Source organism: Streptomyces sp. NPDC014676, from assembly GCF_043084105.1.
GTDB lineage: Bacteria > Actinomycetota > Actinomycetes > Streptomycetales > Streptomycetaceae > Streptomyces.
The window spans coordinates 191,785-216,697 of sequence record NZ_JBIBZI010000010.1 but is presented as its reverse complement, the minus strand read 5'-3'; the positions used below and the strand labels follow the sequence as shown (position 1 = coordinate 216,697).

Here is a 24,913-nt window from a genome sequence, read left to right as displayed (position 1 = left end):
TATACGGATGCCGTTCGATCAGTACAGGGAGCTCGGGGCGGCGGTCAGTGGGCCCCGGCGGACCCGTCCACATGGACGCTGACGGCACCGTGGCGGTCACCGGCGCGACAGGCGCGGTCGAAGGGTCCATCGCCCTGTCCCACGGCGACGACCGTCCCGGCCCGGTGCGCGCCTGCAGCGAAGGAGCCGGCGACCGGGGTACGGCAGGGCGTCCTTCCCCTACTGGGCACCGCTCGACAAGGACGAGCCGCGCGCATCCGGGTCCTGTCCGTCATCAGCGGTCCGCGACTACCGGCATCTGCGGCGCACGGCCGGTCTCAGCCTTGCCGCGCGGCCGCCGTCGGCACAGCGCCGTGGAGACGGCCGCGGTGTCCCGCACCCGCCTCGGGCGTGTCCGTGACTCCCTCGCCATCGCCCGGCTCGCCCTCCAGCAGGTCGAAGTGGATCACGACCCCCGGGCTGCCGCTGCGTAACCCCGACTTGGTCGGCCTGGACGGCGAAGAGGGCGTAGAGGATCGAGCCGGGCCGGACGGCCCGGCTCGTCGGTCCCTTCCCGGCGAACAGGGGAATCACTCGAGCCCGGCGCCGCAAGGGAGCATCAACACCGAGTCCGTGTGAACCGTGATGCGCACCGGTGTGAAGGTGGTGGCGTCCACCGGCGATTCCCCGGTGCCGGGATTACGGGCGTAGCGGGGACTCGCGCCTCCGCTGATCTGCCAGCGTATGCGGTGACCTGCGGCGAAGCGATGGGCGGTGGCGCTCATCCCCACGGTGACCTGCGAGGGCGCGGGTCCGGTTGTCCGAAGTCGGCCCAGTCCGTCGCAGACGTTGACGGAGCGGCCTTGCGCGTCCACGTCGCACAAGCGGGCGAAGACGTCGGCGTGCCCGGTGTCCGTGGAGATGCTCAGCCGCGCGGAGACCGGGCCCAGGATGTCCACGGGTTCGGTCAGTGGTGGGCCGGTGAACGTCAGGACGTCGTCCCGGGCCTCCAGAACGCTGTTGTCGCGTGGGCCGGCGGTGCGGGAGAGCAGGGGGCCTCCGAGGGAGGGGGTGGGGTCGGCCGGGTCGTAGCGGAACGTCGTCAGTGGCGCGGATTCCGTGGGGGGCTGCTGGGTGAGATGCCCGTCCGGGGCGGGGTACCACGAGGCGGCAGCGGAGGCCGGCGGCCAGTCGTCGAGGTCCCGCCAGGCGTTCTCGCCGTTGATGTGCACGCGTACCGCGGTGGGGCGCAGGCCGGAGGGGTCGGCGCACAGGTGGGCGCGCAGCCAGGCGAGGCTTTCGGCGAACACCTCGGGCCATCCCTGCTGCAGGGCGGAGGTGTGGGTCCAGGGGCCGACGAGCAGGGCGGTTTCACATCCGGCCCGACGCAGCCGGTCGTACTGCTCGAAGGTCTGGTCGACCAGTACGTCGTGCCATCCGGTGATCAGGGCCGTGGGCACGCCGAGCCGCTCCGCCGACTCCGCCAATGACGCGCCGTTCCAGTAGGCGTCCTTGGCGTCCGGGTGCGCCATCACGTCGCGCAGCCAGGGCACTTCACCTCCCAGGACGGACTCGTACGCCCCGCGCAGGGGCTGCGCGGTGGTGACGTCGCGCAGGCGGCGCTGCAGGCGCAGCGTCGCCTTCAGGAACGGCGCCATGCCCTGGTGCTGGTAGGTCATGCCCGCGCCGACGGCGAGGACGTTCTCCAGGCGCAGCGCACCGTCCGCGTGGAACAGGGCGTAGGGGTCGTGCAGTCCTACCTGCACCACCATCGCCTTCAGTTCCGGCGGTGGGTCCAGAGCGAGGGCCCATTGCACGTAGCCCAGGTAGCTGGGGCCGACCGTCCCCAGCGTTCCGTCGAACCAGGCCTGCTCGCGCAGCCAGGAGACCGTGGCCCGGCCGTCGGCGGCCTCGTTGCGCCACAGATCGAACATGCCGCCCGAACCACCGGTGCCGCGGCAGCTCTGCAGGACCACGTGGAAGCCCTGCTCGGCGAAGAGCAGGCCGTACTGGGGCGACCACGGCAGGCCTCGGCCGTAGGGCGAGCGGACCAGGAGGGTGGGGAAGTCGCCCCGGGCCCGCGGGAAGTAGTGGTCAGTGATCAGCGAGCTGCCGTCGGCGGCCGGTACCACCAGCCCCGGCTCCCATCCGACCTCGTGCCGCTTCGCCGGCAGACCTCGCCAGATCGCCCTCATCATCCGTGAGGACAGCGGTGGTTTTCCGGCGGGTGGCACCCGGGCAGGTCCGGTCACGGCATCGGGCGTGCGTGATGGCATCGTTCCCCTCCTCATTTCCGTACGCTGTACGAGAATAGAGGATGCTTGGATGACCTTCGCAAGGACCACCCCTGCAATCGGAGGAAGGAGCACAGGACCGTGCCCGGTGACCAGAAGTCCAGCGCCGCGAGCGTCGATCCCGAACAGCTCTGGCTGCGGCCCACCGAGTTCCGCAGAGGCCGCAGGCCCTCCTTCAGCCGGGAGGCGATCACCGCGGCGGCCGTCACCCTGGCGGACACCGAAGGCCTCGAAGCGGTCACCATGCGGCGGGTCGCCGCCCGGGTCGGAGCCGGTGTCATGTCGCTCTACAGCTACGCCCCCGACAAGGAGACACTGCTGGAACTGATGGTCGACCACGTCAGCGGCGAACTGACGGTCACGGACCCGCCCAGCGGCGACTGGCGTGCCGATCTGAAGACCGTCGCCCACCTGCAGCGCGCCCACATGCTGCGCCATCCCTGGCTGCCCGTCGCCTTGACCACCCGTCGCGTTCCGGGCCCCAACACGCTGGCCTTCCTGGAACACGCGCTCGCCGTCCTACGGCCCACCGGGCTGGACGGCGCGGCGAAGCTGGAGGTCTTCGCCCAGCTCACCGCGTTCGTGGCCGGACACGTGGCGTACGAGATCGCGCAGGCCGCAGCCGCACGGTCCCCGGAACGGGCCGCAGCCGAGGCCCGCTACCTCGCCGCTGTCGCCGCCGACGGCTGCCACCCGGAGCTCGCCGAAGCTCTCTCCGCCCCCGGACGCCCACTCACCGCCGAAGCCACCTTCAGCCGGTTCCTGGGCCGCCTGATCGACGGTCTCGGCGCCGACTGACGCAACGCGCCCATGGACGCGTCCCGCCCGCGGGGCCCGGAGGAACGAGCCGACGGTACGGAGCCCGTGCGTCGCCACAGGGCGGACCGCGACGCCGATGCCCGGCGGGCCCGTGCCGGAGGGCCGAGTGCGTCGTCGTACAGTCGGCGCGGACAGGCTCCGGCCCCGCGCCGCCACCAGCCGCCCGGGCCCGGCCGCGCTTCGAGAACGAAGCCGGTTTCCCGACGGCGCCGCCCACCGACGGCTCGGTGCTCCCGTCGCGGTCGTCCGGACAGCTCGAACGTACGCGAGGACGCCCGCCCGGTGCGCGTCCTGCGCGAGATCCGGTGCCGTGACGACATCAGCGGCGGCGAGGAGTCAGCACCCCTTGGAAGAGTGCGCCGTACCGTGACACCAGTTCCGTACGGTCCATTCGGAGCAGCCCCTCGTCCCCGACCACCCACAGTGCGTACAGCAGGCCCCCCGCCAAGGCGGCCGCCATGCGCGCGCGGACGTCGGCGTCGGGGCCGGACAGGCGACGGCGCAGCGGTGCGACGAAGAGTTGCTCGTGCGTATCGCGCAGACGTTCGCGGATCTGCGGTTCGCCGCCGCTGTGCACCAGGGCCAGGAAGACGCCCCGCGCGGAACCGCCGAGCTCGACGAGGAGTCCGGCGAGCCGGTCTCCCAGGTGTTCCAGTGGCACGTCGAGCAGTGGCTCGTCATCGATCGTCAGGTGCATCGTCTCCAGGAACAGGAGTTCCTTGCTCTTGAAATGACGGATCACCAGTGCGGGGTCCGTGCCTGCCGCCGCCGCGATCCGGCGGACGGTGGTCCTGGAGAAGCCCTGGTCCCGGAACAGCCGGGCAGCGGCCGAGTGGATGGCCTCGCGGGTCGTGGTACTGGAGCCGGTCTGCAGCATGCGGGACAGGATAGGGGTCCCGGCGCTTCGCAACTGCGGGTTCGCGCGTCTGCGGGGTGAGCCGGAAGTCTTCCGTGAGCGTTTCGAGAAGTCTGGTCAACAATGTTGACTCCCCGCCGGGGGGCCTGCACATTACCTGACGGTAGAACTGTTCGGTAATGACGCGTCCCAGCGCTCCCCCACGCTCGAACCGCTCCGTTCGCACCAACGGCACGCCCCGTCGGCTGCCGCCCCACCGCTCCGTCCCGAGAAGAGGGATCACATGCCGAAGCACGCCCTGCGGAATGTCATGGCCACATCATCCGCACTCGTCGGTGCGCTCGCCCTCAGCCTCACGGGCGGCACCGCACACGCCTCCGCGTCGCTGGACTACGTCGCCCTCGGCGACAGCTACAGCGCCGGCTCGGGCGTGCTGCCCGTGGATCCCACCAACCTGCTGTGCCTGCGCTCCACCGCGAACTACCCTCATGTGATCGCCGGCCGTACGGGCGCCCATCTGAAGGACGTGACCTGCGGCGCCGCCCAGACGAAGGACTTCACCACATCGCAGTACCCCGGAGTCGGGCCCCAGGTGAACGCGCTCGGTGCGGGCACCGACCTGGTGACGCTGACGATCGGCGGCAACGACAACGGCACCTTCATCAACGCCATCACGGCCTGCGGTACCGCGGGCGTCCTCAGCGGAGGCAAGGGCAGCCCCTGCAAGGACCGGCACGGCACCTCCTTCACCGACCAGATCGACGCGAACACCTACCCCGCGCTGAAGACCGCCCTGCAGGCCGTTCGCGCCGAGGCCCCCAACGCCCGCGTGGCGGTCCTGGGTTACCCGTGGATCACACCGGCCGAGGCCGATCCCTCCTGCTTCGTGAAGCTTCCGATCGCCACCGGTGACGTGCCGTACCTGCGCGGCATACAGGCGCACCTCAACGCGGCCGTCGAACGTGCCAGTGAGGAGACCGGCGCCACCTTCGTGGACTTCTCCCGGATCTCCGAGGGCCACGACGCGTGCAAGCCCGGCGGGACCCGCTGGATCGAGCCTCTCCTCTTCGGCGGAAGCCTCGTACCCGTCCATCCCAACGCCCTCGGAGAGCGGCGCATGGCCGAGCACACCATGAGCGTCCTCGGCCTGAGCTGACGGCGGCGCGCCCCACCCTCGACGACCGGTCCGCCCCGGGGCCGACATGGAACCCGGGGCGGGGCCGGCGTCGCCGGGCCCACCGCAGGGATCAGATCATCCAGGAACGCGGCTCAGCCGCAGTGGCGTGGACGCCCGCCCGGACGTCCGGGGGCCTGGTGTCTCCCGGGGGTTCGTGAAGCGCTGTCCCCGGTGGCCGAACGGTTCCCGGGTCGTGTCCTTCACCGCCTCGGCCGAACGTCACCGTCCCGGCGGGGCATTCGCTCACCCACCCTGGTGACGAACGCGCCGGGACGCGATCCGGGGGACGGCGCCGCCTGGTCAGGGGGTGATGGGCAGCCGGCGCTTGTGGTCGGTGAGGTGGTAGCGGTGGACGATCGTCTCGAAGGCCTGCTCGTCCACCGGCTTGCCCTCCAGGAAGTCGTCGATGACGTCGTAGGTCACTCCGAGCGCGTCCTCGTCGGCCTTGCCCGCGTCGAGGCTCTCCAGATCGGCCGTCGGGATCTTCCACACCAGCGCGGCGGGTGCGCCCAGCGCGTCCGCGATGGCGCGCACCCGGCGCTTGGTCAGGCCGGCCAGCGGAACCAGGTCGGCGGCGCCGTCGCCGAACTTGGTGAAGAACCCGGAGACCGCCTCGGCGGCCTGGTCCGTGCCGACGACCAGGCCGCCGTACGCACCGGCCACCGCGTACTGGGCGATCATGCGCTGGCGCGCCTTGATGTTGCCGTGCACGAAGTCCTGGTGGTGGACGTCACGGAAGCGCACCCCGGCGGCCAGCGCGGCCTCGAGCGCGGCGTCGCCGGCGGGCTTGATGTCCACGGTCAGCACGTGGTCGGCCCGGATGAAGGAGAGCGCGAGCTGGGCGTCGTGCTCGTCTGCCTGGGCCCCGTAGGGCAGGCGCATCGCGTAGAACCGTGCTTCGTGTCCGCCGGCCCGCGCCCGTTCGACGGCGAGCTGGCACAGTCGGCCCGCGGCGGTGGAGTCGATGCCACCACTGATACCGAGCACGAGGGCACGCAGACCGGTGGAAGTCAGCCGCTCGGCGAGAAAGGCCACCCTACGCTCGATCTCCCGCTCGGCCTCGAAGGTCTCGGCGACACCCAGTTCCCGGGCGATCTCCTTCTGCAGGGCGATGGACGCCGGCTCACTCACGTCTGCTCCTCGTTCCGGCTCACGATGTACTGTCGCCTTCCCTGCTACCCGGAAGCCCTCCGGAGAATCCGGACAGGCGGACGGCGGCGACCTCGGCCAGACGGGTCTCGGCTTCGCCGAGGGCGCGGTGGTCAGCCCCTCGATCCGCTCGCGCGGGCTGTCGGCCCGTGCGGTGGTCCCTCCGTGTTCGGTCCGCAGCAGCCGCAGGAGTCCGGAGACGTTCACGCGGGCGGCTCCACCTCGGCGCGCCGGGCGGAGGCGGGGGTGGCGAGGCGGCGGAGCACGAGGGCGCCGCCGCCCTGGTCGACCAGGGCTTTCTCCAGGCGCATCCCGCATCGTCCGGCCACCTGGTCCGGCAGGACGGTGCCGTGCACCGGCGTCCCCTGCGCCGAGGCGCCCGGAACGCACCGCATCCGGTCCTGCTGCCACGCGATCCGCAACTCGCCGCACTGCTCCGGACCGGCTTCCTCCGTGAGGTGTTCGGGCGCTGCTGCCCGCAGAAAACCCGATTGCGGGGCGATCACCCCCACGTCTAACGTCAACCGTCATCGACGTGTAGCTCAGCAGCAGAGCACCGGGCTCGGGACCCGGAGGGCGCAGGGGCGGAACCTGCCACGTCGGCTTATGAACGACAACGCTGAGCAGCAGCCTCCCACCGTGGCCCTGTCCTCTCCGCAGGCCCAGCCGGCCAAGGCCTTCGTGACCGCGCTGACCCACGAGGACGCCGGCACCCGGCGCCGCGCCGAAGTGCGCGGGCAGCGCTGGCGGGAGGTCCTCACGGGACTGGTCACAGGCCGGTTGTCGGTCGGTTCGCGTACGCCCGTGGACGGGCTTCCGGCCTGGGTGACCCTTGAAGTGGTGCGGGGCGGCTTCGCCACCGGGACCGCGAGCGCGGGCGGCCCGCTCCAGGCGTACGAGACCGAGGCCGCGCGAGGTTTCGGGGTGCCCGCCGAGCGGCGCGCGCTCTTCGCCCACTGTCTCACCGAGCCCGGACTCGCCTGGCTGGGCGACCGGTTGGACAGTGGCCGCTACGAGATCGGCGTGCCCGAGGAGGCCGCGCTGCTCACCATGGCCTGGCTGGTCCGGCACGGGGAGACCGACGCGGCGCTCGACCTCGTGGCGGAACTGGAACCGTTCGCCGACCGGCTGCGGTTCCTGCCCCGCCCGGCGGACGGGCCCGTACCGGTCACCACCGCGGCCGTCCACCGGTGCACCGTCTCCGAGGCCGTCGACACCCTGATACGGCGGCGGCCCAACGCGGCCGTCGAGACCCAGCGCGAGGCACTCGCCGTATGGCAGCCGTTCGGCGACGAGCTGCTCGTCCACTGGCTGCGTACGGCGCGGGACGGACGGGTCCTCGGACTCGTCCCGGACGCCGACTGGCTGGCGCACGGCGAGATTCTGCTCAGCCGTTACCGGCTGCTCGCCGCGGAACACACCCGCTGCACCAAGCACCGCGGTCCCAAGGGGAATCTGGGCATTCTGCGCGGCGCGCTGGAGGAGACCGTCGCCGGACGGCCGCTGGACGCGCGCCGGCTCGGTCTGCTGCGGCACGCGGTGGAGTCCATGGTGCGGCGGCGCGGCCTGCCCGGCTCCACCGCTCACACGGCCCTGCGCCGGAGCCAGGCCGAGCAGGCGGCGCTTCCCTCCCACCACGCCCTGGCCCAGCTGATGCTGCGTCGGCTCGCCGTGCTCCCGCAGGAGACGGGCATCACCGATGTCGCCCCGCTCCTGGGCGCGGTGAGCGAGGAGGAGAGCCGGGAGACCGGCCTGCCCGCCGGAGCGGTCGTACCGCCCGTGATCCGCCAGGTGGTCGGGTCCACGTTGAGCGCACCGCTCGGCACACTGGTGGAGCGGGGCGTCGTCCCGTCCGCCGAGGTCCTGGCCGAGCTGGTGCCGCAGCTGGTCGCCGCCACCACCGCGCAGGCGTACGGCGACGAGACACTGCGAACGCTGATGACCGCGAACTACCGGGCGTTCCGCAACCGCCGCTCATTGCTCCTGCTCAACCTGGAACGGCAGGTGCGCGTCGAGGAACTGCCCTGGGTGCGGGCGGTGTCGGGGCAGCGGTCCGCGGTGCCGGGCAAGCCGGACGGTGAAGGCGCGCTCGTCGTGCTGCGGCAGCTGGGCGAGCTGGCCGTGCAGGCCTTCCCCGGCACGATCCTGCCCAACCCGCTGGTCCGTGAGTTCGGCGTTCTTGAACGCCGGTGCGACCTGGGTGCTCCGTTCGTGGAGGAGCTGGCCGCCGACATCTTCATGGGCACGTTCAGCCCGAAGTTCCTGACGGCGGCACGGATCGCGGGCACATTGCTCGGCGGCACGCTGTACGAGCGTTACTACGGCGTCGACTACGCGGCGATCCGCAATACGGCGATCACCGAGACCGCTACGGCCCTGACCCGTTCCCACGGTGCCCGTACCTCTCCCGGCTTCGCGCGGCTGTGCGCCGAGCGGGCCGGGACGGCGTCGCGGTCCTGGTCGGTCGCGGCGAACGGCATGGTGATCGAGCAGGCGCAGATCCTCACCACGCACAATCTGGCCACGCTGGTCCACCGGGTGGGCATCACCCCGCGGACCGGCTGGGCCGACCTGGCACGCCGCTGTTTCGTGACCGTGTGCCTGCTGGTCTCCCGTGTGCACCACAACCCGCGGCCGTTGGGCACCATCAAGGACGCCGCGTACGCATGGCGCCAGATGGTGTTCCACCTGTCCCTGTGCCCGCCAAAGGAGCAGCGGCAGGTCATCGCGGGCCTGGGCGAGGCGACGGCCCGTCACCCGGCCCACGTCGCGACCCGGCTGGCCCCCGCCCTGGCGGGCCTCGCCCTGGTGGCCGAGGGCGGCGCTTTCGGCGGTGACGGAACGGCGGACGGCAGCCGCGCCCGGCGCTTTCTGGGATGGAGCACCGACGGTCACTGGATGCGGTGAGGGCGAAAGCGCGGGCGCGGCGGGTGACGCGGCCGTCGGATCGGCGTCCGCGGCACGGCGGATCGAGTCCAGGTGTCGACGGTGGTCGAACCGGCAGGTCCCCGTGGTGAGGAAGCAGGCCTGAACCCGGTCGGGTCGCGGGCGGTCCGGCTGTTCAGCGGGGCCACCCGCGCCGGCCTTCATTTTTCGGCGGTCGGGCCTACGCGGACGCGAACCGGAAGCCGGTCAGCTGGTCGTTGTGTATCCGCATGGCCGCGGAGGCGGCGCCCGGCCCGTAGCTGCCCAGGTCGTCACCGTAGTTCTCGTGCCGGTACGGGCAGACGGCGCGGTTGCTCCGGTTCCAGAACGAGGTCGTGCGGTCGTTCATGTAGCTGCCGACGTCGGGTGTGTCACGGTTGTCCGAGAAGAAGCGGCCTCCGTGGCTGCTGTGCTGCCAGACGCAGAAGTGCCCGGAGGGGCACTGGCGAGCACCACTGCGGACAGCGGGACGCGGCGAAGTCGTGGCCCTTTCACAAGTTTCCCTCTCGTGGTCGGACACCGGTGGTCAGTGGATCTGCAGGGCGTACAGCGTGGCGTCGAGGTTCTCGACGTCGCGGATGGAGGACCACTTGTCCATGGACCTGATCTCGTTGCCCAGCCATACGTGGATGCTGTTGTCGCCGGACGTGATGCGCTCGACGTCGAGCAGGCCGGGAGTCACGGTGCCCGCGTCGGCGAAGCACTTGGTGTCGGTGCCGCCGTTGTACCAGACCTTGACGAAGTCCGTCCTGGTGCCGCAGTCGGTCTGGTCGATCGCGGCGGCCGGGGAGGCCGGCAGCGCGACCGTCATCGCTCCCGCAGCCGCTGTGGCGAGCGAGAGGCGCAGGGTGGAGCGCTTCATCGGCGGAGTGTCCTTTCGTGGGCGTTGCGGTGCCGCGGAGCAGCACCGTTCATGAGGGGCGCCCTGTGCGGCCGTCCCGTGTGCCGCACGACCGCGACGGCACCCCGCCACCGCGGCGATGGTGGCGGGGTGCGTGCGGTTCGTTTCCCGGCGGTGGCAGGCCGCCGGGTGTTCGTCACTTGGCCAGGAACGTCAGCAGGGCGTCGGTGACCTCCTGGGCGTGGGTCCACAGCAGGCCGTGCGGGGCGCCGTCGAGGACGACGTAGTCGGCCTGCGGGAGCGCCTTGTGGAACGGCTCACCGGTGGACTCGATCGGCAGGATGCGGTCGGCGGTGCCGTGCAGGATGAGCGCCGGTACGTCGATCTTGGGGATGTCGGCGCGGAAGTCGGTGGTCCAGGTGGCCACGCAGGCCAGGGACGCGTACCAGGAGGCGCCGGCGGCGGTGTTCCAACTGGCCCGCAGGGCTTCCTCACTGATGCGCGTGCCGAGGTTCTCGTCGAGGTTGTAGAAGTTCTCGTAGAAGGCGGTGAAGTAGGCGTAGCGGTCGGCGGTGACGGCCTGTTCGATGTCCTGGAAGACGCCGCCGTCGACGCCGCCTGGGTTGTCGTCGGTCTTGAGGAGGAAGGGCTCCAGGGAGGCCAGGAAGGCGGCCTTGGCGACCCGGGCGGAGCCGTAGGTGCCCAGGTAGCGGCCGACCTCGCCGGTGCCCATGGAGAAGCCGACCAGGACGGCGTCGCGCAGGTCGAGCGTCTCGAGCACGGTGTCGAGGTCGGCGGCGAAGGTGTCGTAGTCGTAGCCGGTGGTGGGCCGGCCGGAGCGGCCGAAGCCGCGCCGGTCGTAGGTGATGACCCGGTAGCCGGCCTTCAGCAGGGCGGCGGACTGCTTCTCCCAGGAGTGGCCGTCGAGCGGATAGCCGTGGATGAGTACGACCGGCTGCCCGGTGCCGTGGTCCTCGTAGTAGAGCTCGATGTCGGTGGTGTTCTCCTGGCCGACCTTGATGAACGGCATGGTGGTTGCTGCCTTTCGGTGCTGGATGTGGTGCGGGGGGGGTGGAATCGGGCGCGGTCAGCGGACCGTGCGGGCGGCCTTCTCGACGATGCGGGTCACGGCGCCGGGGCGGGAGACGGACACCGCGTGGGAGGCGTCGATCTCGGTGGTGCGGGCGTGGGCCCGGTGCGACATGAAGCGCTGGGCGGCCACGGGGATGTTGAGGTCCTCGGTGGTGACCAGGGACCAGGAGGGGATGGTCTTCCAGGCGGCCCCGGTGGACTTCTCCTCGAGCGCGGTGGCGGCGATCGGGCGCTGGCCTGCGGCCATGAGCCGGGCCTGGCCGGCCGGTACGTCCGCGGCGAACTGCTGGTGGAACTTGTCCTGCTCGATGTAGACGTCGGCGCCCCGACTGCCGTCGGGCAGCGTGTAGTTCACCGAGTCGATCACATTGCCGAGGGTGCTGCCGGGGAACTTGTCCGTCAGCCCGAGGGAGCTCTCGCCGGTGTCGGGCAGGAAGGCGGCGACGTAGACGAGGGCCTTGACCTTGTCCTCCAGGCCGACGGCGGCCTGGCTGATGACGGTGCCGCCGTAGGAGTGGCCGACCAGGACCACGGGTCCGTCGATGTGGCGGACGACGCCGCGCAGATGGGCGGCGTCGCTCGCCGGACCGCGCAACGGGTTGGCGGCGGCCACGACCGGGTAGCCCGCCCGCTCCAGGCGCTGGACGACGCCGTCCCAGCTGGAGGCGTCGGCGAACGCGCCGTGCTCCAGCACGATCGTCGGCCGGGTCTGGCGGTGGCGGGGTGCCGCGCCGGCCTCGCCGGGCAGGGTCACGGCCGTGACGGACAGGCCGACGGCCGTGACGCCGAGCAGCATGAGCAGCCGGGCGGACGGGGTCGGTCGGGTGATGCGCATCTTCGACGTCCTTCTGTGTACGGGCTGTTGCCCGGATCGGGTCGGGCCGGCGAGACGGTCCCGACCTCGCAGGAAACATAGCCTCAAATTAAATTGTGCACAACTTAATTGCCTGAACAGCACGGCCGGGGCAGGAGCATGCTGACGTCGCCGGGGCCGGACGCCCGGAGGTGTCCGGCCCCGGTGGCAGGTCAGCGGGTGACGTCGAACGTGGCCGCGCGGGGCACGAACGTCGTGTCGCCGTCCTTCGCCGTCGCCAGCACCGACACGTACCAGGTGCCTTCCGCCAGGTCGGCCGCGTCCCGCTGCGTCATCTTCAGCGTGTAGGTGCAGCGGGACGTCCCGTCCGAGGTGCCGCGGCACGTGGCCTTGTCCACGTACCGCAGTTCCTGCTCGGTCGGGTCGAGTTCGGAACTCGCCGGCCACGCGATGACCCTGACTTCGCGGACACCCGAGTCGTCGCTCACGTCCGCGGTGAACGAGAGCTTCCCCTCGCTCTTCCGGGACGGAGCGACGTAACCGGCGGAGCCGTTCTCCACGGTCGGCTCCGTGGCGGTGGAGGCCATGGCGTAGCCGCCGGCGGCGAGGGCACCGAGGGTGACGAGGCCGATGGCGGACGGGACGAGAACGTGCTTGGACATGAGGGATCCCCCTGCTTGCGAATGGCGTTTCGATGGGCGGGAAAGCTCGGGAACCGCTGGTCGGTCGGCCGCTTTCCCGATGTGATCGAGACTATGGCCGCAAGCACCGCCCGTTCCTCCCGCCACGGGACGATTGCCGTGTCGAACCGCGGGTGCAGCATCTCCACCCCAGGTAAGAGAACGGGGTCCGCCTCGAGTTCGAGGACAGCCGCTCGCCTGCGGCCATAACCTTGATCTCTTATGAAGAACAACGACGACCGGTTCCTGCCCCTCGTGCTGCTCGGCGTCCAGGCCGCGGTGTGGCCGGGGACGGATGTGATCCGCGGGAGCGTTCCGGCGGGGGCCGATCTTTTCGTGGCGGCCCTCGTCGCCGGGCTGGTGACGGCCACGCTTTCGCTGCGCCGTTCGAAGCCGGTGATCACCCTCGTCCTGGTCGCCGCCGCCTGTGCGCTGGGAGCCGGTCCCCTGCCCACCGGCGCCATGGCGGTGCTGGGAACAGCGGGTGTGGCCCTGGCCCTGTTCACCGTGGCCGGTGAACGCGACGCCTTCACCGCCCTGTTGTGCGTGACGGCGCTCGCCCTCTGGCAGTCCCTGTACGACATCACCCTGCACGGGCTCAGTGACCGCGACGGACTCGACCTCGTCCTGACGGCTGTGCTGTACGCCGCCGCGTCCGCCGCCGGCATGCTGGTACGGCGGAGTCGGCGCACCCGGCTGGCCGCCGAACAGCGTTTGAAGCGGGCCGAGATCGAGCGTCACCGGCTCCCGGCGGTCGAGCGGCGGCGGATGGAGAGGGAGTTGCACGACGTCAGTGCCCACCATCTGACGGCCGTGGTCGTCACGGCGGGTGCGGCACTCGGGCTGCGCGACCGCCGACCCGAACTGGCCGAGGAGGCCCTGCGGTTCGCTGCCGAGACGGGCCGTGAGGTCACCCGGGCGCTCGGCACGGTGAGGGCGCCGGCGCCCTCACGGGAACAGCAACCGTCGCCGAGGGAACGGATGCTGGGGCTGGTAGCCGGCTTCTCCCGGCTCGGTCAGCACGTGGAGTGCGAGATCGACGCGCTGCCGGACGGTGCCGTCGGGGACGCGGCGTACGGCATCGTGCGCGAGGCGCTGACCAACGTGGCGCGGCACGCGCCCGGTGCGCACACCACCGTGACCTGCCGGTACGACGACGCCCGCACGGAGGTCGTCGTCACCAGCGCCGCACCGCCGGCCGGTTCACCGGCGCACGGCGCCGGCCTCGGCTCGGGGCGCGGCCAGGGCTTTCTGCGCTCGCGGGCCCGGGAAGCGGGCGGCACCCTGACCAGCGGCCCGACGGCGGAAGGCGGTTGGGAGGTGAGCGCGGTCCTGCCCGGCCGGCTCTCCACCGCCTCGGTGAAGCGTCCGGTCCCGTGGCGGTACCGTCTGGCGCAGCTGACGGCCGCGACCGGTCTCGCCGTGCAACCGCTGCTTCCCGTGCTGGTCATCCGGACGGAATCCGCGTCGAGCGGTCCGGGGGTGTCGGCAGGCGTGCTCTTCGCGTTGCTGGCCGCGGGGCAGGCGCTCGCACTGCTGTGGCGGCACCGGGCGCCCCGCACCGCCCAGGGGGTCGTGTGCGGTCTGGCCCTGCTCTGGCCGGTGGCGATGGCCGTGGGCGAGTACACCGGCTGGGTGCTCCTGCCTCCCCTGCTGAGCATGGCCGCCACCTGCGCGGTGATCGCCTCCGCCGCGGCCCGCACGATCACCGGCCCGTCCGTCGCCGACGGTCGCCGGCGCCTGCCCGCGTGGACCGGCCCGGTGGTGGCCACGACGGTGCACGCGGCGGCCACCACCGCCGCCCTTCTGCACCGGGGCGCGTCCTTCCCCGGCTGGGTGCTCGCCCCAGGGGCAACGGTTCTGGCGGCACTGGTGCTCGGCGCGGCCTGGTGGGGCGGAACCCTGCGCGGGCGTCACCGCCGCGCCGCCCGCAGCGCGCAGGCGGAACATCTCGCGGCCTGGACCGAGGAGGCGGTACGGGACGCCTGGGCCGAGCGCCGCCGGATCGCCACCGGGCTGGAGACCACCGTGCTGGCGCGGACCGCCGACATGATCGCGCAGGCCGAGGCGGGCCGGCTCGACGAGGTCGCCGAACGCGCCCGCGAGGCCCTCGCCTCGATGCGCGCCCTGCTCGACACGGTCCGGGACACCGAGGCCGTGCCCGCGCTGCGGCCGCAGCCCACCCTGCAGGCCCTCGACCTCCTCGGCCAACAGATCCGGGCCACCGGCCGCGATGTCGAAATACGGCTGACCGACCGCATACCGAGACGACTGCCCAGCACCGTGGACCTGGCTGCCTACCATGCCTGCGAAACGGTGCTCGCGGCCGGCGGCGAGGAGCCGATGGCGGTGGAACTCAACGCGGACGACGCCGCGTTGACGATCACGGCGATCGGCGTTCCGGACACCGTACGTTCCGCCCTGCGCCGGCAGTTGTCGGCGCGGGCGGCGATGGCCGGCGGGACGGTCGCCGTCGGCCCGTCGGGTCCGGTGCGCGTCCTGCTGCCGCTGACCGCGGCACCGGCCGCACCACGGGACGACGAGGAGGGACAACGATGAGCCTCAGGGTGCTGGTCGTCGACGACCAGGGCATCGTACGGGCGGGGTTCGCCGCCGTGATCGACGCCGAGGAGGACATGACGGTCGTCGGCGAGGCCGCCGACGGTGCCGAGGCGGTACGGCTCGCCGGGGAACTGGCACCCGACGTGGTCCTCATGGACGTCCGCATGCCCGAACTGGACGGCATAGCCGCCACCCGGATCATCACCGGGCGTCCCGACGCGCCCCGTGTCCTGGTGCTGACCACCTTCGACCTCGACGCGTACGTGTTCGACGCGCTGCGCGCCGGCGCCTCCGGTTTCCTCCTCAAGGACGTGCACCCCGGCGAACTGCTGAACGGCATCCGGGTGGTGGCCTCCGGTGAGAGCGTCCTCGCCCCGTCCGCCACCCGCCGGCTCATCGGCCATTACGCCTCCGGACCGAGCACCGCGATTCCGGGCGGCAGCACGCCCCGCGAGCTGAACAGCCTGACCGTCCGCGAGCGCGACGTCCTCGGCCTGATCGCCGCGGGACTCACCAACACGGAGATCGCCGAACGCCTCGGCATCACCGTCGGTACGGTGAAGTCCCATGTGAACGCGCTGCTCCGCAAGCTCGGACTACGCGACCGGGTCCAGGCGACGATCCTCGCCTACGACCTCGGCCTCGCCCACCCCAACCCGCCCCACTCCCCCGCCTGACACCCCACCGGCCACCGGCCACCACGATCCAGGAGTCCACCACCATGACCGGTCCAGGTCCGTCCGTCCTGCACGGTGTACGCCGTGCCCTCGGCACCGCTGCCGCCCGTATCTACCTGGCGGGCTGGGCACTGCTGCTCGGATGGGCGCTCGTGGTCGCCTCCGAGGGGTCCATGGCGGTTGTCATCCCGCTGTTCGCCACCCTCCCGGCCAGTCTCGTCCTGCTGATCGTCCTTCCCGAAGGCGGCATGATGTTCCTGCTCTCCATCGTCCTCGGAGCACTGATCAACGCCATGGTCATCGGCTGGTGCGCCCGTGCGCTGCGCCGTGGAGACACCCCGGACACGGCATCCTGACGGCGGGCGCCACCGCAGGCCGCAGCGCCGGTGCGCCGCGGCCCGTGCCCGCGTCGTGGGTCGGGGAACCGCTCGGCTCATGCCGTGTGGATCTCCAGGGCGGCACGCACGGCGGACTCCACGGCTCCCTCGATCCACGCCGGCTTGACGGACGTGTGGTCCCCGGCGAAGTGCAACGGCCCTTCACGTACCGGGATGACGGGCAGCAGTTCCGTGTGCTGCCCGGGCAGGAGCACGGACGCCTCCCCGTAGGCGTAGGGGTCGCGCAGCCAGCTCTGCGTGCGGCCCGCGCCGGTGTAGAAGACCTCGATGCGCCGGCCGTAGACCTGCTGGAGGCCGCACAGGGCGTGCGGGTACCGTGCCTCGTCGTCCAGGGAGTCCCAGCGCAGTGCGTCGTCCGCCCAGCTGTAGGAGGCCAGGACCACGCCCCCCGCGCTGCCCGGAACCGGGTGGGAGGGGTGGAACATGAACCGGTTGGCGTTGTCCGACACCGATCCGCCTCCCACGACGTCGACCGCCTCCGGCTGGTCGCGCGTCAGCGCGCGGTGGGCGGCGTAGTGGGTGCGCTGGCCCGCTGAGATGTGCCCGTCGGGCACCGAGGGGTGGGCGCCGAGCAGGCTGCCGTCCGCGGTGGCGCGGCCGGTGCGGTAGGCGTCGTACAGGCCCGGCTCGACGGCGTTCAGTTCGCGCTTCCAGTCGGCCTCGCCGAATTCCCACCAGCGGCGGCTGAACTCCAGCAGCACCTTGGTCGCGCTGTCGTAGTGCAGCTCGCAGACGGCGCGGCGCTTGCCGTACGACATGGGCGGCTCGATCTGCACGTGGCGCAGTCCGGAGAACGGCACCGTCACCACGGCGACGTCCGCGGTGAACTGCTCGCGTACGACGGGCCCGTCACGGCCCTCGGACACGGTGTCCACCCACACGTGCGGTCCCTTGCTCCGGACGTGCTCGGTGTCCGACGAGGCGCGGTCGGGGTGGTGGTACTCGATGCGCGTGACACGGCGGTCGAACCGCACCTCCTTGCGCACGCGTTCCAGCAGGGCGTCCGGCAGTACGGCCGTGCCGCCCTCCAATTCGAAGAAGGGCGTGTCGGGGCTGATGAGGGAGGAGCCGATGAAGCTGTGGATGAAGGACAGCGGGAGGCGGGAGGTGAGGTTCTCCAGGGTGCCGATCAGGTCGATGGTGCGCTCGTCGAGGCCGGCGTGCTCGGTCAGGAAGCGGAACATCGACCAGTCGCCGAACCGCTGCACCACGCGGGCCCAGCCCTTCAACTGCTCGGGGAGCGGCTTGCCGACCCGTTTGCCGTCGCGGTCGACGTGACTGAACTCGTCGCGCACCGGGTCCAGTACGGAGCGCAGGATGGTGGCGGCGGGGGTGTCCCAGTGGGCCCGGGGGACGCCGAAGGACCGGTTCACGCGCCGGGGTGCGCGGGCGTAGTCGGCGCGCCGCACGCGGATGCCGTTGACGTGGATCCAGGTGCGGTGGGCGGGGCGGCCCTCGGTGTCGACGTCGACGTAGTGGAAGCGCCGCTTCTTCAGGTCGAACCGGTCGATCAGCTCCATCACCAGGGGATGGCTGCCGGGGATGCGCATCGCGCCCGCCTCGGCGTACTGACGGGGATCGGCGAAGGGCTGTGCGGCGTGTTCGTGGCCGCCGGTGCGGAAGGTCTTGACGCGTCCGCCCGCGCGGTTGCCGTTGGCCTCCAGCACCGTCACCCGGTGGCCGGCCTTCTTCAGCAGCCAGGCGGCCACCAGTCCGGCCGGGCCGGCGCCGATGATCAGGACGTCCCTGGGGCGGGTCCGCCGGCGTGCCGGCAGTCCCTCCCGGAGGACGCGTCGGTAACGCGGGACGAGGGGGTGGTCGTCGGAGTCCAGGACGAGCAGTGCGCGGGCGACGGCGAGGCACCGGTCGAAGTCGGGGCCACGGCTGTCGTCCGGGGCGGCCGGTGCGGGCATGGCCGCGGCGGCACCGCCGGTCAGGGCCGTCGCCACTGTGGCCGTGCCGGCCGCCGCCGTGAAGCTCCTCCGGGAGAAGCCGCCGTTCGAGCGCACCACCGCGTGATCTTCAGTCATAGCGGCCTTTGTACTGGTGGCCGTGACCGGACACCCTTCTTTCGTCCCGGAGTTGACCCGAAGGAGCGAAGCGGCGACGAACCCTGACGTCACGGCGGGCCGGCCGGTGCGGACGGCTCGGGGAACCCGAAGGAATGAATGCCGGGCGACCCCGCGATGCCGTCGCGATCTTTCCCGCACACTGCCAGGTGCGTATCCACATCCGTGCTCTCCGGCGGGCTCGCGCGGCGCGTCGCGTACGCGGCGCCGCGCGAGCCCGCCGGAGTGCGGGGCGACCTAGGGGGGAAGGGTGGCGCAGCCGCGCGCTCGGTTCGGCGACAGGGCCCGTTACTGGTTCGACAGCACGCTGACCCGCGGTGCCTCCGCCCTCGTCGGCTGGATGGCGCTGCTGTGTCTGGCCGTCGTCGTCCCGGCCAGCGCGGTGCTGGTGTGGACCGACCCCGACGCGCCGGCGTCCCTGACGGACCGGTTCGCGCAGGTGTGGCGCCTGACCGGGGAGACACTGCGGCTGGGCGGTTCGACGGGTACGCCGCTGCGGGTGACGTTGTCGCTGCTGCTCGCGCTGGTCGCCCTGCTGTACGTCTCGACCCTCGTCGGTCTGATCACGACGGCGCTGACGGAGCGGCTCACCGCGTTGCGCCGGGGCCGTTCCACGGTGCTCGAACAGGGGCACGCCGTGGTCCTGGGGTGGTCGGAGCAGGTCTTCACGGTGGTGGGCGAGCTGGTGGCCGCCAACGCCAACCAGCGGCGGGCGGCGGTGGCCGTGCTGGCCGACCGGGACAAGACCGCCATGGAGGAGGCCCTGAGCACGAAGGTGGGCCCCGGCGGCCGTACGCGGCTGATCTGCCGCAGCGGTCCCACCACCGACCCGGCCGTGATCGGCCTGACCAGCCCGGAGACGGCCGGTGTCGTGCTGGTGATGCCGCACGACGAGCCGGACGCCGACGCCGAGGTGGTCAAGACACTGCTGGCGCTCAGGGCGGCCCTGCCCGCGGAGGCCGCCCTTCCGCCCGTCGTCGCCGCCGTCCGGGACGACCGCTACCGCCTGGCCGCCCGTCTCGCCGCCGGGCCGGGCGGCGTCATCCTGGAGAGTGACACCGTCACCGCCCGGCTGATCGTCCAGGCCGCGCGCCGCCCCGGACTCTCCCTCGTCCACCAGGAACTCCTCGACTTCGCCGGCGACGAGTTCTACCTGATCACCGAACCGGCCCTGGCCGGACGGCCGTTCGGCGACGCGCTGCTGTCCTACCCGACGTCGAGCGTCGTCGGGATGGTGCGCTCGGGCACTCCCCTGCTCAACCCGCCGGAGCAGACGCCCCTCGCCGCGGACGACCTGCTCGTCGTCATCTCCCGTGACGACGACACGGCCTGGCTCGGCGACTGCGCGGAGCTGGTCGAGAAGGGGGCGATGGTGTCCGGGCCACCGGCACCCGCGCGAGCGGAGCGGGTTCTCCTGCTGGGCTGGAACCGCCGGGCACCGCTCATGATCGACCAGTTGCGCCGCCGTGCCCGGCCCGGATCCGCCGTCGACGTGGTGGCGGACGACGACGAGGCGACGGTCCGGCAGGTGGACGAGGCCGACGCGCACGGCGGCACCGGCCTGGCCCTGACGCTGCACCACGGGGACGTCACCCGCCCCGAGACCCTGCGGCGTCTGGACGTCCACTCCTACGACAGCGTGATCGTGCTCGGCCGGGACCCCGCTCCCGGACAGCCGCCGGACGACCCGGACAACCGCACGCTCGTCACCCTCCTGCTGCTGCGCCAGCTGGAGGAGGCCACCGGGCGCGAACTGCCGGTCGTCACCGAGCTGATCGACGACCGCAACCGGGCGCTGGCCCCCATCAGTCCCGGAGCCGACGTGATCATCAGCGGCAAGCTCATCGGCCTGCTCATGGCACAGATCTCCCAGAACCGTCACCTGGCGGCGGTGTTCGAGGAACTGTTCTCCGCCGACGGCACCGGGGTCCGTCTGCGGCCGGCCGCCGACTACGTACGGCCCGGGTGCGAGACGTCCTTCGCCACGGTCGTGGCCGCGGCACGTCATCGCGGTGAATGCGCCATCGGTTACCGAAGCCGCGACGGCTCGTCGACGGGTCCCGGTCACGGCGTGCGGGTCAACCCGCCCAAGGCCGAGCGGCGCCGGTGGACGGCCGCGGACGAGGTGGTCGTCATCGGCAAGGACTGACGGACGGTTCCGCTCGGCTGCCTCAGGGCGGGGACAGGACCGTACGACGACATCGTCCTCCCCGCGTGGGCCGAGCGGCCGGACCGGGAGCCGGAGCCGGCGGCCGTGACCGGGCGGCCCGCCCACCGGGCTCCGTGGAGGCCTGCTGTCGGACGAGTCCTCGTTCATCACGGGCGTCGAGATCCCCGTGGACGGCGGGCTCACCGCGCACGGCGGCGTCAGGTCGGTCTCCGACGCGCCGCGCGAGGGTGGCTCGTGAAGCGGCTGGAGGACAAGGACGCCCTGGCCTCCGGCACGGCCCGCGGCCAGGGCCGGGCCGCCGCGCCGCGGTGCGCGGCCGAGGGCGCGCTCGTGGTGGGCGGCGACCTGCTCGCACGAGGAAGCCGCCGGGACCCAGCGGCTGATCACCCGTGAGGCGGCACCGCCCTGACTCCCGGCCCCCTCGACGTCACCGACGATCGGAACGGGCGCCCGGCCTGCGGCGGCGGTACCTCCGGCGCGTCCGGGCGCGGTCGTTCCGTGCCGGTGCCCGGGAGCGTGCCGCTGTCCTTCGCGTCGTGGCCGCCGCTCCTACGCGCCGTCGTCCGCCGGCCCCGTGCAGGACGGGTTCCGCCCGCCGAGGGCCGCGTCGGCGGCCCGCAGATGGCGTGCGACCGGGCCGAAGGAGACCAGGCCGCTGCCGCCGCCGGCCGACTCGCCGTCGGCGGCGGCGAGTTCGTCACGGGCGCGGCGCAGGACCTCCTGGTGTCCCACGGCCGCGGCGGTGCGGGCCAGTACGCACCAGAGTGCCTCCTGGAGGTGGTCGTGGGGTGGCCGGGGAACCGTCGCGAGTGCCTGCCGGGCCCGCTCGGTGGCGCCGGAGGCGGCCAGCAGCAGGGGGACGAGCCACGGCCGGTAGGGGCCGGCGTCGAGGCCGGCGAAGTCGTCGGGGTCGGGCAGGGTGCCGTCCCGCATCGACGGGACGAGCGCGACGAGGGCGGCCGCTCCCCGGGTGAGTCCGGGCATGCCGTGGCCCGCGGTCTCCGTGAGGAGCTTCGCGTACCGAGGGCGGGCCGCCGGCCATCCGTCGGTCTCGCAGGTGCGCAGGGCCCGGTACCAGGAGGTGAACACCGCGGCGAGGGGCCGTTCGTCGCGGTGCGCCAGCCGGTCGGCCTCCTCGGCCTCCGCGTCCGCCGCCGCGAGGTCACCGAGACCGGCGAGGGCCTGGACGCGGACGAGGCGGCCCAGAACCTCGTGGCCGGGCAGGTGATGGTCGACGGCCAGCCGGGTCAGTTCGGCGCCGAGGGCGTCCCGGCGGGCGGCCGATCCGCAGGTGGTGAAGGACTGCATGAAGGCGCCGTTGAGGGCGAACGCGAGCACCGCGGGGTCACCGAGGCGGCGGGCGAGGCGGACGGCCTCCTCGGCGGCGCGTTCGGCGCGCAGCCGCCACGGTTCGGCGGCGGCCCCGGCGGCCGCCCGGGGAAGCGGCGCGTCCGCGGCGGCGTCGCCGCGTGACTCGACGGCGACGACCGACAGCAGCCGGGCCCGCAGCGCGGGCGGTCCGTCGGGGCCGAGCCGGGCGGCGGCGCGGGAGGCGGCCCGGACGTGCCCGTCGGCGTCGGCGGGGTCGTCGGCCCGGGTCCAGACCGCCGGGACGTCGTAGGAACCGATGATCCTCGCGGCCAGCTCCGTGTCCCCGGTCGTCTCGGCCGCGGCGACCAGCTCACGCCGGTGCTCGCGCGCCTCGCGCAGGCCGTCGGCGCCGGTCACCGCGAGGTCTCGCAGCAGGCCGGCGGTGGCGTACAGCCGGGCCCTGGAGCGGGCGGGCACCGAGCGGTCCCACGCGGCGGCCGTGCGGTCCCAGACGCCGTCCGCCGCCCCGGCCGGCTCGGTCGCGGAACCGGCGGTGCCGCTGAGTATGCGGGCTTCGGCGCGGACCAGAGCGGCTCCGGTGCCCGGTCCGTACGCGCTGCTGAGGGCCTGACGGGCGTGGAGCAGGGTCTCCAGGGCCTCGCCTCGGCGGCCGGACCGGTCCAGGGCGGTCGCCAGCAGCACCCATCCGTCCTCCCGCCCCGGGTGCGCGGTGACGTGGGCCCGCAGATCGACGACGGCGTTCCGGGCGGCGCCGGTGGCCAGGAGGGCGTCGGCACGGCGCTCGACCGCGTCGAGGCGGAGCGCCTCCAGCCGGGCCTGTTCGGCGGCGGCCCACGCGGCGGCCGGGAAGTCGGCCAGGACCGGCCCGCGCCACTGGGCGAGCGCCCGGTCCCACAGGGCGACCGCCGCGTGCGGTGGCGCCCCGGCGGCCCGCGCGGCCGCGTCCTCGAACCTCCAGGCGTCCACCGCCTCGCGTCCGGCGCGCAGCACGTACCCGGGGCCGTCGGTGACCAGCAGCCGTGACGGCTGCCGGGGAGGGCGCCCGGGTTCCAGGGCGCGGCGCAGCGCCGCGACGAAGGTGCGGAGTGCGCCGATCGCGCCGGCCGGGGGTCCGTCCTCCCACAGGTCGGCCACGAGCCGGCCGACCGGGACCACCCGGTTGCGGGCGATCAGCAACCGCCCGAGCACCTCCCGGTGGCGGGGCGCGCCGAGCGGCAGGGGCGCGCCGTCGGGGTCCCAGGCGGCGACCGGCCCCAGCAGTCCGAACTCCACACCCACGGCACGGTCCCTTCGAGCGCGGCGCCGTCCCCGGGGGTGCCGCGTGTCCACTCATCGATCGCTGATCCGGGGCCCGCAGCCTGGGTGACGTCCCCGGACGACCCGGGCCGCCGGGCCCGGGACGTCCACTCTGCCACGAGCCGCAGGAGTCGCCGTGACCCACCCGAGCATCCCCGGATTCACCGAGCACCGCGTACCGGTCGGCGACGGCCTCGCGCTGAACGCCGCCGTCGGCGGCAGCGGTACCCCGGTCGTGCTGCTGCACGGTTTCCCGCAGACCCACCTGATGTGGCGGCACGTCGCCGCCGATCTCGCCGCCGACCACACCGTCGTCTGCCCGGACCTGCGCGGCTACGGCGCCAGCGACAAGCCCGCGGAAAGCGGCCCGGACGTCTACTCCAAGCGCACCATGGCCCGGGACGTGGTCCGTCTCGCCGCCCGTCTGGGACACGACCGCTTCGTCCTGGCCGGCCACGACCGCGGCGCCCTCGTCGCCTTCCGCGCCGCGATGGACCATCCGGGCACCGTGTCCCGGGCGCTCTTCCTCGACGTCCTGCCGACCCTCGACATGTGGCACGCCCTGCACGGCGTGTCCGGCGCGGTCGGCTTCCACCTGTATCTGATGGCCCAGGCCCCGGGCCTGCCGGAACAGATGATCGAGGCGTCCGCCGACGCCTTCTTCGGCCACTTCCTCGACGCCTGGACCGACTCCCCCGACGCGATCCCCGCCGCTGTCCGCGCCCGCTACCTCGCGGCGTCCGCGGCGGCCGTGCCCTCCATCGTCGCCGACTACCGCGCCTCGGCCGGCGTGGACGTGGACCACGACACCGCCGACCGGGAGGCGGCCAACTGGCTGGCCATGCCGGTCACCGTCCTCCAGCGGGACTGGGGCGCGGCACTCGGCTACCACGCCCAGGGGCTGTGGAGCGCCTGGGCCGGGGACCTGCGGCACCGCACGGTCTCCTGCGGCCACTTCATGGCCGAGGAGGATCCCGCATTGGTCGCCGACGAGATCCGGGCCCTCCACGACCGCTGACGGCCACCGCCCGCTCTCTTCCCCGGGCGACGTGCCCGGCTTGCGTCTTCGCGCCATGGCCTGGCCGACGACGTGCTCGACGGCAGCGCGCGTAGCTGGAGATCATGCCGGGGAACCGGATGGCGGCCGGTTCGGGATCGCCCGGCACGACCACGCCGGCTTCACGCTCGGCCCGGTGCCGGCGAGTACGCGGACTTCGGGCCAGGCCCCCGGCACCTGGTGCCGGGGGCCTGGCCGATGAGCGTCAGAGCGGGTTGAGGCGAGCCTTGAGCAGGCAGAACTCGTTGCCTTCGGGGTCGGCCAGGACATGCCACTGCTCCTCCCCCGTCTGGCCGATGCCGGCCGGGCGCGCACCGAGCTTCAAGAGGCGTTCGAGCTCGGCCTCCTGATCGCGGTCGGTGGCGTTGACGTCGATGTGCAGCCGGGACTTCCCCTTCTCCGGCTCGTCCCTGCGGCTGAGGAAGATCGTCGGCTGCGGACCGCCGAACCCTTCGCGCGGCCCGATCTCCACCGAGCCGTCGTCCTCGCGATCGAGTACGACGAAGTCCAGGACCTCGCACCAGAACCGCGCCAGCACCTCGGGGTCGCGGCAACCGAGCACGAGCTCACCGATACGACACGCCATGACGAAACCTGCTCTCAGCCTGGGACCCGCCGGGAAGGCCACACGCGAACCTCATGGGAGCCCGGCGGTGAAAACAATCCTGCGACCGTACCGGACGAGACGAGCGCGGACGAGGTGTTTTCGGGGGCGCTCTGTCCGGG

The 24,913-nt window shown here is 72.8% G+C and carries 21 protein-coding genes, 1 tRNA gene and 1 pseudogene; 11 read left to right on the top strand and 12 right to left on the bottom strand.

Annotation, left to right across the window (positions count from 1 at the left end):
• Positions 1 to 569: 569 nt before the first annotated feature.
• Complete coding sequence (locus ACF1DX_RS26730) at positions 570 to 2,174, bottom strand: CocE/NonD family hydrolase (protein ID WP_391793678.1); 1,605 nt, start codon at positions 2,172 to 2,174, stop codon at positions 570 to 572.
• A gap of 180 nt (positions 2,175 to 2,354) precedes the next feature.
• Between ACF1DX_RS26730 and ACF1DX_RS26725 the strand changes: the two genes are divergently transcribed.
• A complete protein-coding gene (locus ACF1DX_RS26725) occupies positions 2,355 to 3,071 on the top strand; it encodes a TetR/AcrR family transcriptional regulator (protein ID WP_391793677.1) in 717 nt (238 codons plus the stop codon).
• A 340-nt stretch (positions 3,072 to 3,411) separates the two neighbouring features.
• On the opposite strand, the gene ACF1DX_RS26720 is transcribed toward ACF1DX_RS26725, so the two are convergent.
• Positions 3,412 to 3,969 carry a TetR family transcriptional regulator gene (locus ACF1DX_RS26720; RefSeq protein ID WP_391793676.1) on the bottom strand — a complete coding sequence of 186 codons (558 nt, stop codon included), beginning with the start codon at positions 3,967 to 3,969 and terminating at the stop codon, positions 3,412 to 3,414.
• 262 nt (positions 3,970 to 4,231) lie between these two features.
• On the opposite strand from ACF1DX_RS26720, the gene ACF1DX_RS26715 reads away from it, so the two are divergent.
• Positions 4,232 to 5,104, top strand: a complete 873-nt coding sequence (locus ACF1DX_RS26715; RefSeq protein WP_391793675.1) for an SGNH/GDSL hydrolase family protein — start codon at positions 4,232 to 4,234, stop codon at positions 5,102 to 5,104.
• A 321-nt stretch (positions 5,105 to 5,425) separates the two neighbouring features.
• Here ACF1DX_RS26715 and nadE read toward each other — a convergent pair whose 3' ends face one another.
• Both nadE and ACF1DX_RS26705 read right to left on the bottom strand, forming a co-directional pair.
• Positions 5,426 to 6,256, bottom strand: coding sequence for an ammonia-dependent NAD(+) synthetase (gene nadE / locus ACF1DX_RS26710; RefSeq protein WP_391793674.1), 831 nt, complete (start codon positions 6,254 to 6,256; stop codon positions 5,426 to 5,428).
• A 221-nt stretch (positions 6,257 to 6,477) separates the two neighbouring features.
• Positions 6,478 to 6,780 carry a hypothetical protein gene (locus ACF1DX_RS26705; protein ID WP_391793673.1) on the bottom strand — a complete coding sequence of 101 codons (303 nt, stop codon included), beginning with the start codon at positions 6,778 to 6,780 and terminating at the stop codon, positions 6,478 to 6,480.
• Positions 6,781 to 6,805: 25 nt separating this feature from the next.
• Here ACF1DX_RS26705 and ACF1DX_RS26700 point away from each other — a divergent pair.
• Together ACF1DX_RS26700 and ACF1DX_RS26695 are read left to right on the top strand one after the other, a co-directional pair.
• Positions 6,806 to 6,877 (top strand) — tRNA-Pro (locus tag ACF1DX_RS26700).
• A 3-nt stretch (positions 6,878 to 6,880) separates the two neighbouring features.
• Positions 6,881 to 9,181, top strand: coding sequence for a hypothetical protein (locus tag ACF1DX_RS26695; protein WP_391793672.1), 2,301 nt, complete (start codon positions 6,881 to 6,883; stop codon positions 9,179 to 9,181).
• 199 nt (positions 9,182 to 9,380) lie between these two features.
• On the opposite strand, the gene ACF1DX_RS26690 is transcribed toward ACF1DX_RS26695, so the two are convergent.
• The 5 genes from ACF1DX_RS26690 to ACF1DX_RS26670 all read right to left on the bottom strand — a co-directional run bounded on the left by ACF1DX_RS26690 (position 9,381) and on the right by ACF1DX_RS26670 (position 12,608).
• Positions 9,381 to 9,719 (bottom strand): peptidase inhibitor family I36 protein, encoded by a 339-nt coding sequence (locus ACF1DX_RS26690; RefSeq protein ID WP_391793671.1) that lies wholly within the window; start codon positions 9,717 to 9,719, stop codon positions 9,381 to 9,383.
• Between the two features lie 6 nt (positions 9,720 to 9,725).
• On the bottom strand, positions 9,726 to 10,061 hold the full coding sequence (locus tag ACF1DX_RS26685; RefSeq protein ID WP_391793670.1) for a beta/gamma crystallin domain-containing protein: 336 nt from the start codon (positions 10,059 to 10,061) through the stop codon (positions 9,726 to 9,728).
• 175 nt (positions 10,062 to 10,236) lie between these two features.
• Positions 10,237 to 11,070, bottom strand: coding sequence for an alpha/beta fold hydrolase (locus tag ACF1DX_RS26680; protein WP_391793669.1), 834 nt, complete (start codon positions 11,068 to 11,070; stop codon positions 10,237 to 10,239).
• A gap of 57 nt (positions 11,071 to 11,127) precedes the next feature.
• A complete protein-coding gene (locus ACF1DX_RS26675) occupies positions 11,128 to 11,967 on the bottom strand; it encodes an alpha/beta fold hydrolase (protein WP_391793668.1) in 840 nt (279 codons plus the stop codon).
• 191 nt (positions 11,968 to 12,158) lie between these two features.
• Entirely contained in the window at positions 12,159 to 12,608 is a 450-nt protein-coding gene (locus tag ACF1DX_RS26670) for a DUF5707 domain-containing protein (protein ID WP_391793667.1), read from the bottom strand.
• Between the two features lie 240 nt (positions 12,609 to 12,848).
• Here ACF1DX_RS26670 and ACF1DX_RS26665 point away from each other — a divergent pair, with 240 nt between their 5' ends.
• From ACF1DX_RS26665 to ACF1DX_RS26655, 3 genes are read left to right on the top strand one after another with little or no spacing between them, the layout of a single operon-like run.
• Complete coding sequence (locus ACF1DX_RS26665) at positions 12,849 to 15,185, top strand: histidine kinase (RefSeq protein ID WP_391793666.1); 2,337 nt, start codon at positions 12,849 to 12,851, stop codon at positions 15,183 to 15,185.
• Positions 15,182 to 15,865 carry a response regulator gene (locus ACF1DX_RS26660; protein WP_391793665.1) on the top strand — a complete coding sequence of 228 codons (684 nt, stop codon included), beginning with the start codon at positions 15,182 to 15,184 and terminating at the stop codon, positions 15,863 to 15,865. The genes ACF1DX_RS26665 and ACF1DX_RS26660 overlap by 4 nt, the downstream gene beginning before the upstream one ends.
• 44 nt (positions 15,866 to 15,909) lie before the next feature.
• Positions 15,910 to 16,221 carry an SCO4225 family membrane protein gene (locus tag ACF1DX_RS26655; RefSeq protein WP_391793664.1) on the top strand — a complete coding sequence of 104 codons (312 nt, stop codon included), beginning with the start codon at positions 15,910 to 15,912 and terminating at the stop codon, positions 16,219 to 16,221.
• Between the two features lie 77 nt (positions 16,222 to 16,298).
• Here ACF1DX_RS26655 and ACF1DX_RS26650 read toward each other — a convergent pair whose 3' ends face one another.
• Positions 16,299 to 18,293 (bottom strand): flavin monoamine oxidase family protein, encoded by a 1,995-nt coding sequence (locus ACF1DX_RS26650; RefSeq protein WP_391793663.1) that lies wholly within the window; start codon positions 18,291 to 18,293, stop codon positions 16,299 to 16,301.
• A gap of 289 nt (positions 18,294 to 18,582) precedes the next feature.
• Here ACF1DX_RS26650 and ACF1DX_RS26645 point away from each other — a divergent pair, with 289 nt between their 5' ends.
• From ACF1DX_RS26645 to ACF1DX_RS26635, 3 genes and pseudogenes are all read left to right on the top strand, one after another.
• Positions 18,583 to 20,481, top strand: coding sequence for an NAD-binding lipoprotein (locus tag ACF1DX_RS26645; protein ID WP_391793662.1), 1,899 nt, complete (start codon positions 18,583 to 18,585; stop codon positions 20,479 to 20,481).
• Between the two features lie 142 nt (positions 20,482 to 20,623).
• A pseudogene (locus ACF1DX_RS26640) lies at positions 20,624 to 20,740 on the top strand (3-oxoacyl-ACP reductase); the annotation flags it as partial.
• On the top strand, positions 20,737 to 20,895 hold the full coding sequence (locus ACF1DX_RS26635) for a hypothetical protein (protein WP_391793661.1): 159 nt from the start codon (positions 20,737 to 20,739) through the stop codon (positions 20,893 to 20,895). The pseudogene ACF1DX_RS26640 and the gene ACF1DX_RS26635, both read left to right, overlap by 4 nt.
• Positions 20,896 to 21,051: 156 nt before the next feature.
• Here ACF1DX_RS26635 and ACF1DX_RS26630 read toward each other — a convergent pair whose 3' ends face one another.
• On the bottom strand, positions 21,052 to 23,112 hold the full coding sequence (locus ACF1DX_RS26630) for a BTAD domain-containing putative transcriptional regulator (RefSeq protein ID WP_391793660.1): 2,061 nt from the start codon (positions 23,110 to 23,112) through the stop codon (positions 21,052 to 21,054).
• Positions 23,113 to 23,266: 154 nt separating this feature from the next.
• On the opposite strand from ACF1DX_RS26630, the gene ACF1DX_RS26625 reads away from it, so the two are divergent.
• Positions 23,267 to 24,148, top strand: a complete 882-nt coding sequence (locus tag ACF1DX_RS26625; protein ID WP_391793659.1) for an alpha/beta fold hydrolase — start codon at positions 23,267 to 23,269, stop codon at positions 24,146 to 24,148.
• A gap of 244 nt (positions 24,149 to 24,392) precedes the next feature.
• Here ACF1DX_RS26625 and ACF1DX_RS26620 read toward each other — a convergent pair whose 3' ends face one another.
• The gene (locus tag ACF1DX_RS26620) at positions 24,393 to 24,773 is read right to left on the bottom strand and encodes a VOC family protein (protein ID WP_391793658.1); all 381 of its coding nucleotides are present in this window, start codon (positions 24,771 to 24,773) and stop codon (positions 24,393 to 24,395) included.
• Between the last annotated feature and the right edge of the window lie 140 nt (positions 24,774 to 24,913).

Coding starts and splice junctions, on each gene's coding strand:
- ACF1DX_RS26685 (WP_391793670.1), bottom strand. CDS start 10,061: ATGAAGCGCTCCACCCTGCGCCTCTCGCTCGCCACAGCGGCTGCGGGA.
- ACF1DX_RS26620 (WP_391793658.1), bottom strand. CDS start 24,773: ATGGCGTGTCGTATCGGTGAGCTCGTGCTCGGTTGCCGCGACCCCGAG.
- ACF1DX_RS26665 (WP_391793666.1), top strand. CDS start 12,849: ATGAAGAACAACGACGACCGGTTCCTGCCCCTCGTGCTGCTCGGCGTC.
- ACF1DX_RS26720 (WP_391793676.1), bottom strand. CDS start 3,969: ATGCTGCAGACCGGCTCCAGTACCACGACCCGCGAGGCCATCCACTCG.
- ACF1DX_RS26655 (WP_391793664.1), top strand. CDS start 15,910: ATGACCGGTCCAGGTCCGTCCGTCCTGCACGGTGTACGCCGTGCCCTC.
- ACF1DX_RS26695 (WP_391793672.1), top strand. CDS start 6,881: ATGAACGACAACGCTGAGCAGCAGCCTCCCACCGTGGCCCTGTCCTCT.
- ACF1DX_RS26670 (WP_391793667.1), bottom strand. CDS start 12,608: ATGTCCAAGCACGTTCTCGTCCCGTCCGCCATCGGCCTCGTCACCCTC.
- ACF1DX_RS26660 (WP_391793665.1), top strand. CDS start 15,182: ATGAGCCTCAGGGTGCTGGTCGTCGACGACCAGGGCATCGTACGGGCG.
- ACF1DX_RS26680 (WP_391793669.1), bottom strand. CDS start 11,070: ATGCCGTTCATCAAGGTCGGCCAGGAGAACACCACCGACATCGAGCTC.
- ACF1DX_RS26715 (WP_391793675.1), top strand. CDS start 4,232: ATGCCGAAGCACGCCCTGCGGAATGTCATGGCCACATCATCCGCACTC.
- ACF1DX_RS26675 (WP_391793668.1), bottom strand. CDS start 11,967: ATGCGCATCACCCGACCGACCCCGTCCGCCCGGCTGCTCATGCTGCTC.
- ACF1DX_RS26650 (WP_391793663.1), bottom strand. CDS start 18,293: ATGACTGAAGATCACGCGGTGGTGCGCTCGAACGGCGGCTTCTCCCGG.
- ACF1DX_RS26730 (WP_391793678.1), bottom strand. CDS start 2,174: ATGAGGGCGATCTGGCGAGGTCTGCCGGCGAAGCGGCACGAGGTCGGA.